A 14,086-nucleotide genomic window follows, 5' to 3' on the forward strand; every position below is an offset into this window, starting at 1 on the left:
GACGCAGCCTACTGACTTAAAAGTAAGGTGCGTCAGTTGAGAGATTGTTAGTTGAGGGAAAAATCTCGCTGGCTGACGCACCCTACAAACCTAATTGCCATAAAAAATTTTCTCCTGTAACTTTAATGCGCGGCAGCGACATTAAATTATCGTCAAAACTGCTAAAATTTAACTGATATGATACACCAAAAGTATATCCACTCGCTCCAATTAAATGCGCTACAATTGGATCGACATCCCCGTAAGGATAGGCAAAACATTTAACAGATTTCTCTAATCCCCGTTCCAAGATAGCACGGGATTTGGCTGCCTCCCGCACAATTTCTGTCGGCGACAATGCAGTCAAAGGTGGATGAGTAGCAGACATAGAACCGAATTCAATTCCGGCATCCCGCAGTTGCAAAATTTCCGGCCATCCCATTAACTGCACTTCTTCAAATTCGGCTTTTTCCCAACTATTTGTCTTTCCTATTGACTCCGCTACGAGAAAAACAGTTGCTGTAAAATCGAAGCGTTTTAGCAGAGGCCAAGCATATTGGAAAAAGTCGAGATAGCCGCCGTCAAAAGTCATCAATATAGCTTTACCGGGTAAAGGAGTTTTAGCCAGTTTCGCGCTTCGCCAATTTTCCCAACTCGCACTGTAATAACCCAGATTTTTGAGATTGTGTAACTGTTGTTCAAAAATCTGGGGAGTAACTGCGTCTAAACCGTCAGGAGAAATGCGGCGGTAGGAGAGAATCGGGAGTTTTTTTGTAACGCTATGATTGTCCAAAACTTGAGATTTCACTGAGTGAGAAACTTCCCGATAAGAAGATTTTGAACCCATGATTTCCGGTGCGTAAAATACTTGCTTTGGAAACTCGTTTTCTTGGGGAATGTGCATTGTCGGTTCCCCAGCGATTGCCGCCGCTGACTCGATTTCCGGCAGCGCCGCCGCCGGGAGTGAGGCGCGACGGCTGACACTCGTCCCGATCGCACCCGATCGCCTGCCGAAGATCACCGCATTTTGGGGGTAAATGCCCCCAGCACCCGCTGCATTCAAACTGTCGGGCAAATTAGACCTTTGTTGAGCACAAGAGGCTAAGCGCGATCGTAGCCATTGCTTGCCGTTGAGTGGTTTTCCCAGCAAAGCTTCTCGCACGGCGGCGACGCACAACTCAAAACCAATATTTCGATTAATTGTCGATCGCAATTTTTGAGCCGAAACAAAATTATTTTCCACCGCAACAGTGACAATCCCGACAGCAACGCCGCCTACTTTCACCAGCACGTCTATTGCAGAAAGCTCAACTTTTATATTAGCAAATTCCTCGCTAACTTCTACAGCAATCAAATCTTTTTCGAGCGTAATTGTTGGGACTCCCTCTCCGCTTTCTGGTTTGTAGAAATCCTCCAAATACCAATTCGGACGCCCCCATAATTCTTGCAAAAATAGCGTCCAGTCATGTTTAGGGTGCAATGGTTTCAGCACAGTTTCCCACAATTTATTGCCTTTTTCGCAGCGATTGCGTTGAAAGAAGCGATCGAGAATTGGCCAAGCAAACTGGGCTGCAACCGCATCCGCCAACACCAAAGCCGCAACCATGCCATCGCAAATCGGCAATTCAATAATACCGAGTTTAATTCCTTCTAGTTTGATCGTACAGCACAGGCGATCGTATATTTGCGGAAGATCGCAAATATCGGAAATTGGTTCGCTCACTTCCACCGTCAACTTCCAGGCAATTTCACCCTTGACTCGCTTAATCTTATCTAAAATATATCGAATTTCCAGGCTATTAAAAATTTTATGATATTTGTGAACCTTATTACTTTTAACCTCTCTATCAATCCCTTGATGCCAAGGCAGATTTAAACTGAGATGAGCAGCTTTTTCTTGATAAAAATCCAGCATTCTCTCATCATATTCAATCCCCATAAAATGACAAATTTCTTCTAACTTTTTGACTTTATTATCTAGAATTTCCTCATACTTGACTAATATATGATTAGATTTTTTAGCATATTTGTGACTAATTAACATCGCCTCCTTCCAGCGATGGATACAGTGGTTTAAATCCCAACCAGGCCCCCACAAATCATGAGAATTCCTAGTAGCCTCATGCAGAGAAGCTATTGTATCCATACTGTTTCGCAAAATATGTATAAATTTAGCATCCGGCAAAAAGCGCTGTATATCCTCAATAAAATATATGTGTTCCGGCGTTTTTTCCAACCAAATACTTTTGTTTTGTTCCGCCGCCAAACCATCCAAAACTCCGACAAACCAACTAACTTTAGTTGCCACAGTTTGACTATTATCAAAATCTTGCAAAAGTTCAGGCCGATTAATCTCATCCTTAAAAAAAGCTTCCATCCTACCTGGGAACTTTCCCGCAAACTTCTTGTACAGTAAATAGTGAAAAAACTTAGATTCAGGAAAAGAAATAACTTCAGGATGAGCGGCTAATAAACTTTGAAGCATGGTTGTGCCGCTTCTCGGAGAGCCTACTAAAAATATCCGTTTCATTTTTATAGCTGATAAATGGTTTGTGAATTAGATTTTTTTACGAACCGCAGAGAGCGCAGAGGGCACAGAGGAAGAGAAGAAAGAGGTATGATTCATGTTCCTATCGGGGAACTCTGCAGTTAAAAACTTTTTTCCTAAGTCCAACTAAAATCCTCATGCAACAAATCCGAAAGTTCCTGATTGTAAGGTTGGAAATAATTAGTCAATTTTTGTGCGATTTCCGGGGGCATTGGGCTGTATTCATCGACATGATTAATTTCATATTCTTTACTTGGAGTCTCATTAATATCCAGAAATTTCAATACTTCCGAAAAGACTTTGCCTGTATGTGCGTAAAAATCTTCGCTCTTGATAATTAGCAACCGTTCTCTCGGAAAATAGTCGAGCCAATTTTTGATTTGTTCTACATAAATTCCCCGCGACAAATAGGAATAATGCTGGTGATTAAAACTGTAATAATTTTCATCTGCTTTGATTTTTTCAATCTCACCTTTGAGTCTATCAGGTTCAGAAGCGATCGCCTTTTCAAAATCCAACTTTTCGCAGCCACTCGCCACTTCTAAATGATAGTGCATCCACGCTCGTTTTACCGGGTTTCGCAGCATTACAATCAGCTTAACATCCGGGAAACACTTGTAAACTCGCTCCGCCACCAAAGGATGATAAATATAGTAAGAAGTCATCTCCCACAGCAGCACTTTGTCACTCGCTACACTCCGCGTCAACTGCTTGCTGTACCACTCAACACCACGCTCAAAATTTAATTCAAAAAAGTGAATATCCCGGGAACCTTCTTTGATAATTTGCAAGTGATTTGCGAGATAGCCGTATAAAGATTCCGTGCCGCAGTTTTGAGCACCTATCATTAAAAAGTCAGGTTTTTGCTTGTTTTCCAACTGAGTCAAAATCTTGGCGTAGGCGGGATTATTCTTATCCAAATCGTAAGTTGCAGTGGCTGGTTCGGCCACATCCAAAAGTGGCATTTTGCCCTCAAATTCCCAGCGGTACGGCGGACAAAGAATCGTTTTTTGGTTTACAGTCGATCGCACGTACAGCGGATAAACCTGCCACTGATAATCGTAGGCGTAAGCCAAAGTTTCCTCGTAAACCCCAGCATTCACGTAATACTGACCGTTTCCTAAATCCAGCCTATCTATTTGCAGCCGGATTTTGCCTTTCCCTTTCACCAGCGGCAGCAGTCTGCCCATTTGATTAGTATTAGTCTCAAAACAACTTTGACCATCATCCCTGCTGATTGTCACGGCAAAAATAGCAGCCGAAATTTCCTGAGACACCGAATAATGAATTTCAATGCTAATAGCATCACCACTATCTATTTCCGTATTTGGCGACACTTTGACATCGGTAATTTCTACTTCCATAGTACCGAAGCGATTCTGATTACCTCGCAGTGGCGAACCGCTACTTGTAGCTTCAGCAGCACGCAGGGTAGTGCTATTTTCTGTGGACGATCGCATTTCTGACAAATACTGCCCGACTACCACTTCCGGTTCCCCGTAAGCGACGATTTCACCGGATTTCAGCCACAAAGCCCGATCGCACATTTTCTGAATTTGCGACGCAGTGTGAGAAATCAAAACAATCGCACATCCTTGATTCTTAAACTCAGTTATCTTATTCAAACATTTAGTTTGAAAAGCCACATCACCAACCGACAAATGTTCATCAACTAACAGCACTTCGGGATCGGTATGCACCGCCACCGAAAAAGCCAGCCGCATTTTCATCCCCGTACTGTAAGTCCGCGTCGGGCTGTCAATAAACTGTTTTAACTCTGCAAATTCCACAATATCGTCAAACCTGCGCGCCACTTCCCGGCGAGTCAAACCGGCCACCACCGCACCGACAAACACGTTTTCTCTGCCCGTTAGATCCGAGTGAAAACTCGCACCCAAATCCAACAAGCCGCCAATTCTGCCGTTAACTTTAATAGAGCCTTCCTCAGCCCTGCAAATACCGCCGATAAGTTGCAGCAGCGTTGATTTTCCCGCGCCATTCTTGCCAAGAATTCCCAGCATTTCGCCAGGAGAAACAGTAAAATTTATATTCCGCAGCGCCCAAAAACTCGCCTCCGGCTTCAGCTTCCACCAACCGGACAAAGCGGCTTCCATAATCGTATGAGGTTTCGCGGTAGAGTAGCGGTTAAAACGCTTCCCCAAACCTTTGACAATAATTGCTTCACGCATTTACACTTCCTCCACAAAATGAGCGCTTTGCCGTCTAAAAATTCCCAGTCCGATGGGTAAAAGAGCCGCCACAGCCAAGCTCAAAATTAACAGAGCAGACCAATCCGGCTGCATACCTTTAAGAAGTATGGCGCGGTAAGCTTCAATCAGGGGCACCATTGGATTTAAGTAATAAAAAATCTTAAATTTTTCGGGGACGCTGCTGATGTCGTAGAAAATCGGAGTCAGGTAAAACAGCATCTGCAAAACTACTCCCAAAGTGTGCTGAGTGTCGCGGAAAGTGACATTCAAAGCGGCAAGGGGATAAGCAAAACTAACTGTCAGGAAAAACTGAATAATCATCAGCAGCGGCAACAACAAGAGCACTGCATTCAGAGGAGCGCCATCAATTGCCAGAAAGATAAGTAACACCGGCAATGCTAAGAAAAAGTGAATGAGCCCCGTCGTCGTCGTGACTACCGGCAAAATTGCCGACGGGAAATTTGGCTGCCTGATTAGTGGCTTATGATTGGTAATTAATGCCGTTGATTTAAATAATACCGTTTGAGACCAATTCCAGATTAACAAGCCGCTAAAAGCAAAGGAAGAAAATTTGGGAATATTAAGGGGTACGACAGAGCGAAACAAAAAGGAAAATACAGCCAACTGTAACAGCGGACTGATTAAAGTCCAAGCAATCCCCAAGGTCGATCGCTTGTAAAGTAATTTCATCTCGCGATCGACCAACACCCGCAGCAAATCGAACCACTGAGCCATTTTGCGCCGATAAACCAGCGTTCCAGCATTTCTCACCGCACACCTCCGGCAGCTACCAGCGGTTCAACCCCAAAAAGAGCAGCCAAACGCTGGGCTTGCAAGTACCCTTCCCGGTAAGCAAAAGGACTTTGCAGAGAGCCCAGCAACTCTCTCACAACGTCAAAATTGCCCACAGCCTGGAAAACTTGGCGGCCCAAAGCCAGATTCCCAATGCGAACTCCTTTGTATTTTTCTAGTTTCCAAACCGGATTAATCTGTTCGGTCAACTCAATTTTGATCACTTTTATTGCCATAAGTTGCTCCTCAAAATAGTGCAGCGGGAACTAGAGAGAAAAGTTCTGAGTTTTGAGTTGGGAGTTTTGAGTTGCAATTTCCCAATTTTCTAATTTTCCAACTTTTGAGGTTGGAGTTTGGAGTTTAAAGTCCCCGACATATTTATTAATTGCTAATTCGTAATTTTTCAAAGCAACTAAAGGCTGTTCTTCGATCGTTTCACCAGTGCGGGGCATACTGTTAACCGCGATCGCCCCAGCCAGGGGTTGGGCAAAGTCAAGCGCCAGAATCGATCGTAAGTGAGCGCCCCGCAGCGGTTCCGCACCCGCTTGCGGAACAATGTGACCGACTGTCAGTTGACCGTAATACAGGTAAACCCCAGTCGGTCGTTCCGCGTCGAGCAGGCTTTCAGCAGCTTCCCAACCTTGCTGCAAATCGATGTTAATTTCATGTCCGCCCAAATCGCCGCTGGCCGGGCCTCCTTGTATAAAACTAGAAATTGCCGATCGACTTTTCAACTCATCGATGACACCCCTCAAATACCAATAACCGCGCAATTTTTTCCACAACCACCGCCAAGTTCCCCGCATCCGCAAGCTTTCGAGTAAATCAAGAGATTTCCTCAGTCCCAGGGCCAGGCAATCCACAGCAGCCGGCCAGAAAAACGTGATCGCCACCAGAATTTTATCTACCACCGAGTAAGCACTTTCGTAGCCTGCTACCTGCAGTGTCCGTCTAAGTTCCGGGTGTCGGTGGCCCATCAAAACATCAGATCGCCCTTCCTGACGGGATCGGCGGAAATAGCGATCGAGATTGTTAGTTTCGTGTTCGTAATGATAGCCCACGGCTTCAGCAGCCACAACAAAAGGTACATCAGCTTTCAGCAAACGCACCCCAAACTCGTAATCTTCCCCGCCGCAGTTCCCGAAGGCCGAATCAAAGCCATCGAGACGAGCAAACAGTTCTGCATCCAGAGAAAGGTTGCCACTGAGCAAATCTTTATAAATAAATCGGTGAGCCGGCTGGCTCATGTGATAAAACTTGTCTGCCCACCACGATCGCACTTGCACATGAAACAACCTAGTCGCTCCCTGCAACTTAGGCGGATAGGGCCCCATGACAGCCGAGCCCGGACGCAAAGAGTGAACCCGCGCGTGGCTTTCCACCAAAGGCGGCAGCGCTTCGATATCGTCGTCGAGAAACAGCAGCAATTTCCCGGTAGCCGAAGCCGATCCCGTATTGCGGGCGATGGCAGCACTCCGGCAATTTACCTCGATCGTCTGCAGTTTAAACGGAGCTTTGTAGTCTTGTAGCATTGCCAAAGTATCGTCAATGCAGCTATCTGCCACTACAATAACTTCCATTAGGTCGATCGGATAAGTCTGCAAGTGCAAAGCATCCAAAGCCCGTCGCAGCGAAGAACTTCGGTTGTGGCTAGGAATAATTATGCTAACTGTTAGATTTTCCATATTTACATGACAACAATTAACTTCATCTGCATTTCATCTGCATTTCATCTGCGGTTAAAAATAATCTAAAAATCCCTATTCATCAAAATTCCTCGGGTCTGAAACCCCGTCCTTACAGGACGGCTTTACATTTAATTTGAATTCCCTTGCGGGGTAGGGGGGTATGGTTGCCCCCCCGTGAGGATATGGGGGTCCTCAATCTCCCATTTCTGGGGTAAAGTTAGCTTTGCCAATGTTTAGTGAGCTTGCGCGGGCTAGCAGCACTGTAAAGCGTGACCTTAGAACTGTTTAACCACTAGCGACAGAGCAGGGAACTAGCTTCGCATTCTCCCGGTGTCGTGACTCAAAAAACGTAGTCAGTTAAGACTTAGGCTGGTCAAGATGGCTTGTTAGATTTCTCTTTCAAGCCTCATGCCTTTAGGCTGAGGTTCTTGACTGCTCCCCTTAATTTCTTGCAACCACTTGCGAGACACAAAATAAGCCCCCGGGCCGCTGACACAGCCCCGCAGTTGAGCCAAAAGCAAATCACTAGGGATAGAATCCGCTTGCTTTCGCAAAGAAGCAATTAGTTCAGGAATTTGTTTGTACAACAGCCATGACAAGGCTAACACAGGCACACTGAATTCTCTGTTGATTACAAACAGCCGGGTCCAGAAAGCATAGACTGCGATGCCGTAGCCCTGGAGCGTTTTTCGCAATTCTTCCCAAGTGCGCCGATGGCGGTGCCAGCTCAATGCTCTCGGCTCGTACACAATGCAGTAGCCCGCGCGCAAAATGCGGGCAAAAAGTTCACTGTCTTCGCCACCCACCGTGGGTGTCCCCGCCCCCAAAGCTTCGTCAAACAGGCCAATGTAGTCGATCGAACTTTTCCGCAAAGCCATACTCGCCGAAACTCCCACAAGATGCACAATCAGAGGGTTGCAGTGCGCCCCATCAAAAATTCGGCGCTCAAATCCCCGCCCGTGGGGGCTGTAGCGCTCGAACCATTCTTGCGCTTCGGTTTCCAGTTCCAATGGCATCACCAGCCCCGTGACGCACATAACTCGCGGATCGCTAAAATTTCCCAAGAGCGATCGCAGCCAGTTCGGATCGGGGGCCGCATCATCATCTGTAAAGGCTACGAATTCATGTTTAGCTTCGCGTAAAGCTCTGTTACGGGCAGCGCTGGAGCCTGGTACGTCTTCGCGCACATAGCGGACTTGTGGGTAATTTTTGACCAGTTCCTTGGTAGCGTCCGTGGCGGGACAATTGTCAATTACTAAGTATTCCTGACCCTCGTCGGGGAGCTGCATCAGCGCGTCCAGACAGCGCCGCAAATCTTCCGGGCGATCGCGCGTGCAAACCGCTACTGTGGCGATCGGCAGTGCCTGCACAGGCCCGCGTTCGTCCCATTCTAGAGTGTCGTAGAGCCAATTTTTCCACAAGTTGTCCCCCGCAGCCTTCATCAGTGTTTCCCGTAATTCGTCACCGCCAAGGCGGCCTCCGACTACGGGCAAAAGAGCTTGGCCGATCGGTTTTCCGTGCAGTCGAATTAAAACCAAGGCTTTGCTGTAACGCTCCTCAACCGTAATTTCTGGCGAGAGTTGGGAGATTTCCAGATCGAGAATAGCTGTTGCCATTTTAGCTTTTTGAATTTTTATTTTAGATTGCGAAAAAATCCTAGATTCTCCGTATATTACCGGATGTATTTTAGCAGAAATTGTTTTAGGAAATAGGAACTTCTCAATCCCCTACTTGCCGATCGCCGATTGCAAATCAAACATAAAGCCTCATTGTTTTTATTGCTTTTATTTATTTTTACTTTCTATTATACGCTGATGTCAAGTTTTTTCTCCACACAACTTTTACCACCGGCAACGCTCCCTCCTTGATGCTTGTGTCAATTGCAGGTGTTATTGGCAGCCAACCGCCACCAAGCCTCGCCATTAATACCGAATCTAAAAACCCGATTTTTTGATCAAACCGGGTTTGTGCGATCGCTCCTCATTTCAGCTTTAATTGCGATCGGATACTATTCAAGGGCAATAAGCTGTTGTGCATTTAAATTGTATATTTCGAGTCCCGATCAAAAATCGCCAAATCCTCTCCCCCGATCCCCATCGGACCTTCTCCCTCTCTAATACCATAGGCAATCTAGATGCAACACAGCTTATACCAAACAATTAAACACTCTCCAAGTTCAAACTTTCGCGGTTTAACCGCGCACGGATTAGCTGAAAAGAACTCCAAAACTCCACCCTAAATAAGGCCCAGCAATGAGAAAAAAACAGGAGATTACAGGCCGGTTGGAGACTGATCGAGCTGAGATTACTTCTGGCAAGCTAGTGGTATTTTTATAAAATGAATATCATCTATAGCAATCCTCGCATCATTTGTGAATTTCTTACTCCCTCCCCGCGGGTTCGGGGAGGGCTGGGGTGGGGTAAAAAATTTACGACTCCTGCAAGGATTGCTATATTGTCCGGGGATTGATATAGCTATGTTTGGGGTAAAACCAAAGAACGCATCGTTTTGTCCCCTAGTCAATGAGCGGAGTAAAAAAACCTATTATCGGGCAGCCAGTCGATTTTCGATTTTCGATTTACTTCACAGATGAATCTGGAGCTTGAACAAGAGTCTAAAACTTTGGGCTGCTGGCGATTACTGTCGGAAACTTGTATCCGTTTTTGGGCGGGGTCAAAAAGCCATTTAACTACCAGCCGGGAAGTCCCGGGCGTATATTTAGAGGGGATTAATCTGAGCGCTGCGCGAAGTACCCCGTTGGGAATTACGCCCGCGTGATGAAAGGCTCGTCGGGTGTAGGTACCCAAAGCGACAATTAGACATTGCGAGTACCTTTAACTTTGATGTACTTCCTAGATATTAAAACAAAAGAAATGGTATATTAAGGTAGGTCGAAAAAAGAAGATAAAAATGCAACTCACTTACAAATACCGCCTCAAACCAACCAAGCCCCAACTATCAACTATTGTGGCTCATTTAGAACTCTGCCGTCGGCAGTACAACTACCGAATCGGCGAAAGATTTAGGTGGTGGGAAACCACGAGAACACCTATCAACGCCTGCCCATTGATTGTTTCGATAGTCCCTGTTGAGGAGATTTATCGAAATATTCCCTTGACTAGAGTGCAAACTAGGGATGGCAGAAAAAAGGATGAGTCAGGCAATCCTCTAACCAGGAAAGGTGATGTTTTCTCAAACATTGAAGGCGGATATGTACAGTGGCAGACGATACAATTAGCTGACCTGAAAAACACTAAAAAACTATTTCCTGACTACAAAGCGTTGGATTCTCAGGTTTTGCAAGATGTCGTCAACAGAGTTGAAACTTCCTTTTCAAATTTCACCACGCCCGATAAAAAACGGCAATCGTAGAGGAAGCCCAGATTCAAAGGGCTTCACTACTACAAATCCTTCACTTATCCTCAACTAGATAACTTAGATATTGTCAAGGACGAGCAAGATAGGATTTGTATTAGTCTCGCCAAAATAGGTAAGCGTGCCTATGGTTTTCCACCGTCCAATACCAACAAAGTTCAAAGTTAAGACGGGTACAGTTATCAGAGAAGCGGATGGGTGGTATATTTCCCTGACGCTAGAAGATAAAACGGTTCCCGTAACGGTTGCAGAAATTCAGCCGACGGTCGAAAATACTGTTGGCATTGATTTGGGAGTCACTAATTACGTCTATCTTTCCAACCGCGAAAGAGTTGAGAATCCTAGATTTTTGAGGAAATCGGCTCAGAAATTAGCAAGGCTTCAAGCGAAGTTAGCTAATAGAGTCAAGGGTTCTCAACCTTGGAAAATAATCAAGGACAAGGTTTCCAAACTCCATCAGTTTGTAGCTAGAGCTAGATTAGATTTTCAATTTAAAACCGCACATGAGTTACTTAACAAGTGTGAGGTTTTAGTGGTTGAAGACTTGAGTGTCAAAAATCTAACTAGACGTGCCAAACCCAAGACTGATATTGAGAATGGTAATTTGGTTTATTTGCCCAACGGTCAGTCAGCTAAGAGTGGTTTGAATAAATCTATGCTTGATGCTGCTCATGGGCAATTCGCCAACGTTCTGAAATATGTCGCCTGGAAACTAGGTAAAAGTGTTTTATTTGTTGATCCAAAGGGAACTTCCCAGCACTGTTGGAACTGCCTCAACAAAGTCCCGAAAGAATTATCGGAACGGTGGCATTCTTGTCAATGTGGAGAATCTTTGGATCGAGATGAAAATTCAGCCAAACTCATAAGAAAAATTGGTCTGAGTTACAAAAGTGGCGGGGGAACTCCGTCACTCAAAAAAGCATGAGAAAAAAAAGGAAAAAGAAGCCTGCGGTCTAACTGTACTCAGTTGACCGTCAGGTTCGTTCACACTCTCTCCTCGATAGCCAGAAGGTTTACTTAGAAGAATGTATCAAACTTTTACAAAGAAACCGATCAAACTCATAAAGTCTCTCTCTGCACTGACAAAAGGAGTTAGCTAGCACGATGCTGGTTCTCCCTTTTTCAGATTGGACAATACACGGCCCTCAAAACCAGAAAAATGAAGAATTGTAAAGTTTTATCAAGATATTGGCACATCTGAATTAAAATCTTCTCATAAAAAAGACTAGCTTTTAGCAGGCACAAATTGTGGAAAAAGGTTTAAAACTCAGAATATGAGATCGAGTTCGCTGCTCTTACATGGTGCAATAAAATGTAACTTTTGATGCCAGAACCAGTAGCCTGAACTTTGTCGAAGGCCCAATGCCCGTCCGGCCAAGGCTTTCGGAAAATCGCCTTCTTGGCGCTGCATCAAATCTTAAGTGCAATTACTTTCCTTGCACGAGAGCCGGAGCCTTCGAGCAAACATTTAGCTCCAGGGCTTACGCACCAGAACTTTGATCAACCGGGTTTTTTTACCGGGAGCGAGGGCGGCAACAAAGTGTTTTCGTTCATCAAACCCGGTTTCAGCGTCCGAGACTGAACTCGATCGAATGAATGCAGTCGCAACCAATGTTTAAAAGTGGCGATACTGCAAGTTGCGTGCAAAGCAGGGAGCTAACCGCAGTGATGGATCTCGATTGTTTACCTTACGGCGCAGGCCACGCACAGGAAGGGGTCTGTCTGCTAGTCCGAATGGGGCCGCACCGCATTTTACTCGACTGCGGTGTAGACGATATTGCACCGCTATCAGCGACCTTAAATCGATCGCTGCCAGCCGATTTTGTGGTGTGTACCCACGCCCACTCCGATCATGCCAGAGGTTTGCTAGCACTCCATCAATCTTTCCCCCACTTGCCAATTTACGCCAGCGAAGTGACAGCGCGACTGCTACCGCTCAACTGGCCACAACTGGCTCAACAGCCAGAGTCCCGGTTCTGTCAGGGACTGCCCTGGCAGTCGCCGCTCGAAGTGCGCCCTGGACTGAGCGTACAGTTGTTCCCGTCGGGTCATTTGCCCGGAGCGGCGACTGTGCTGCTGACTTATGCCGCCCCGCACCGCACCTACACAGTGGTTTACACCGGCGACTTTTTCCTGTCGAATTCTCGTTTGGTGGAAGGTTTGCCCCTGGGAGAACTCAGGGGCATGAAGCCGGATGTGTTAATTTTGGAAGGCAGTTACGGCACGGCCCGCCACCCTCACCGCCGACAACTAGAAAATCAGTTAGCCGATCGCATCCACCGCGCCATCGCCGACGGTTACTCGGTACTGCTGCCCGCGCCGGCCCTTGGTTTGGGCCAAGAAATGCTGATGCTGCTCCGCAGTCACCACTACTTTACTGGCCGCGACTTGGATATTTGGGTGGACGGCACTGTCGCCGACGGGTGCGACGCTTATCTGGAACTGTTACCCCAATTTCCCACCGCCGTCCAAAATTTTGCTCTGCACCAACCTTTATTTTGGGACGAAAGGGTGAAACCCCGCGTCCGCAGGCTCTCTGCCGAACAGCGCCCCGGATTGGGAGCCACGCCCTGTATTGTGATTACTGACAAGTTAGCTGATTTGGGTTTGTATGTTGCCGATGGCACAAATCCTTGGATTTTGCTCGCCCCTCAAAAACCAGGATATCCCGTCACCGACTGGCTGGGCAACAGGCCCCTATTTGGAGTCACAAGTGTCGAAACTTATCTGCTAGCCGAACACTGCGACGGGCCGGGGACGACCCAACTCATCCACAATTTGCGTCCCCAGCACGTAATTTTACTCCACGGTTCCCCTGCATATTTGGCTGACTTGGCTAACTTGGACGAGCTGCGAAACCGCTACCAGTTGCACACTCCGGCGGCCGGAACACTTGTCGAATTGCCGATCGGGGAAATGTTTTTGCAGCCCGCTATCCCAGAAACTAACTATGAGGGAGAACTCAGCGAATTGGGGACAGAGGTAGCAATTAGCTTGCCGAGTCCGATTACAGCCGATCCTCGGTGGGCCAATTTTGCCGATACCGGTTTGGTAGAAGCGCGCTGGCAAGGCGAAGAACTGGTACTGCGGGGCATCTCCCAGCGGGAACTCCTTTTTCAAGGCAGCGCCGTTCAGGCCAACCTCGAATGCTGCGGCAATTGCCAGCACTACCGCAGCCAGCGCTGTTGGAACCAGTCCAGTGCTTTGTTTGGCTTTAAAGTAACCCCCGACGGTTTCTGTCCGGTGTTTAAAGCGATACCGGAGTCGGAACTTTTCCTAGATGGCGAAACAGACGGCGAATAAGCTGTCGGGCACATCGAAACCAGCCTGCAGGCAAAGAAAACAAAAGAACAGTTCTGGACGCACCCAGACAAAAAACCCGGTTTCAGCAGGGGTAAGCTGTCGCGTATTGAATTTTTAACTACCAGCCGGGAAGTCCCTCGGTATATTTAAAGGGGATTAATCTGAGCGCTGCGCGAAGTACCCCGTTGGGA

General features: G+C 46.6%; 9 protein-coding genes. 3 read left to right on the forward strand and 6 right to left on the reverse strand.

The genetic code is table 11. The features are described from left to right. Positions 1-82 precede the first annotated feature (82 nt). From QUA00_RS09995 to QUA00_RS10020, 6 genes are all read right to left on the reverse strand, one after another. Positions 83-2,509: a sulfotransferase gene (locus QUA00_RS09995; RefSeq protein WP_333409503.1), complete on the reverse strand. Its 2,427-nt coding sequence runs from the start codon at positions 2,507-2,509 to the stop codon at positions 83-85. A gap of 134 nt (positions 2,510-2,643) precedes the next feature. Continuing rightward, positions 2,644-4,716 (reverse strand): ATP-binding cassette domain-containing protein, encoded by a 2,073-nt coding sequence (locus QUA00_RS10000; protein ID WP_333409504.1) that lies wholly within the window; start codon positions 4,714-4,716, stop codon positions 2,644-2,646. Then, on the reverse strand, positions 4,717-5,508 hold the full coding sequence (locus QUA00_RS10005) for an ABC transporter permease (RefSeq protein WP_333144344.1): 792 nt from the start codon (positions 5,506-5,508) through the stop codon (positions 4,717-4,719). Then, entirely contained in the window at positions 5,505-5,765 is a 261-nt protein-coding gene (locus tag QUA00_RS10010) for a hypothetical protein (RefSeq protein WP_333107368.1), read from the reverse strand. Before QUA00_RS10010 ends, QUA00_RS10005 begins: the two co-directional genes overlap by 4 nt. A 30-nt stretch (positions 5,766-5,795) precedes the next feature. Then, entirely contained in the window at positions 5,796-7,214 is a 1,419-nt protein-coding gene (locus tag QUA00_RS10015) for a glycosyltransferase (RefSeq protein ID WP_333144345.1), read from the reverse strand. 389 nt (positions 7,215-7,603) lie between these two features. Beyond that, entirely contained in the window at positions 7,604-8,833 is a 1,230-nt protein-coding gene (locus QUA00_RS10020; protein WP_333144346.1) for a glycosyltransferase, read from the reverse strand. A 1,294-nt stretch (positions 8,834-10,127) separates the two neighbouring features. Here QUA00_RS10020 and QUA00_RS10025 point away from each other — a divergent pair. From QUA00_RS10025 to QUA00_RS10035, 3 genes are all read left to right on the forward strand, one after another. Beyond that, positions 10,128-10,589: a helix-turn-helix domain-containing protein gene (locus QUA00_RS10025; RefSeq protein WP_333409505.1), complete on the forward strand. Its 462-nt coding sequence runs from the start codon at positions 10,128-10,130 to the stop codon at positions 10,587-10,589. Positions 10,590-10,719: 130 nt separating this feature from the next. Continuing rightward, positions 10,720-11,517, forward strand: coding sequence for a transposase (locus QUA00_RS10030; protein ID WP_333409506.1), 798 nt, complete (start codon positions 10,720-10,722; stop codon positions 11,515-11,517). A gap of 743 nt (positions 11,518-12,260) precedes the next feature. Continuing rightward, positions 12,261-13,895: an MBL fold metallo-hydrolase gene (locus QUA00_RS10035; protein WP_333409510.1), complete on the forward strand. Its 1,635-nt coding sequence runs from the start codon at positions 12,261-12,263 to the stop codon at positions 13,893-13,895. Positions 13,896-14,086 lie beyond the last annotated feature (191 nt).

The sequence above is a fragment of the Microcoleus sp. T2B6 genome, from assembly GCF_036700475.1.
Taxonomy (GTDB): domain Bacteria; phylum Cyanobacteriota; class Cyanobacteriia; order Cyanobacteriales; family Microcoleaceae; genus Microcoleus.

Excerpts from the sequence above, each read along its gene's own strand:
- QUA00_RS10010 (WP_333107368.1), bottom strand. The coding sequence starts at position 5,765 with ATGGCAATAAAAGTGATCAAAATTGAGTTGACCGAACAGATTAATCCG.
- QUA00_RS10025 (WP_333409505.1), top strand. The coding sequence starts at position 10,128 with ATGCAACTCACTTACAAATACCGCCTCAAACCAACCAAGCCCCAACTA.
- QUA00_RS10020 (WP_333144346.1), bottom strand. The coding sequence starts at position 8,833 with ATGGCAACAGCTATTCTCGATCTGGAAATCTCCCAACTCTCGCCAGAA.
- QUA00_RS10035 (WP_333409510.1), top strand. The coding sequence starts at position 12,261 with ATGGATCTCGATTGTTTACCTTACGGCGCAGGCCACGCACAGGAAGGG.
- QUA00_RS09995 (WP_333409503.1), bottom strand. The coding sequence starts at position 2,509 with ATGAAACGGATATTTTTAGTAGGCTCTCCGAGAAGCGGCACAACCATG.
- QUA00_RS10030 (WP_333409506.1), top strand. The coding sequence starts at position 10,720 with ATGGTTTTCCACCGTCCAATACCAACAAAGTTCAAAGTTAAGACGGGT.
- QUA00_RS10015 (WP_333144345.1), bottom strand. The coding sequence starts at position 7,214 with ATGGAAAATCTAACAGTTAGCATAATTATTCCTAGCCACAACCGAAGT.
- QUA00_RS10000 (WP_333409504.1), bottom strand. The coding sequence starts at position 4,716 with ATGCGTGAAGCAATTATTGTCAAAGGTTTGGGGAAGCGTTTTAACCGC.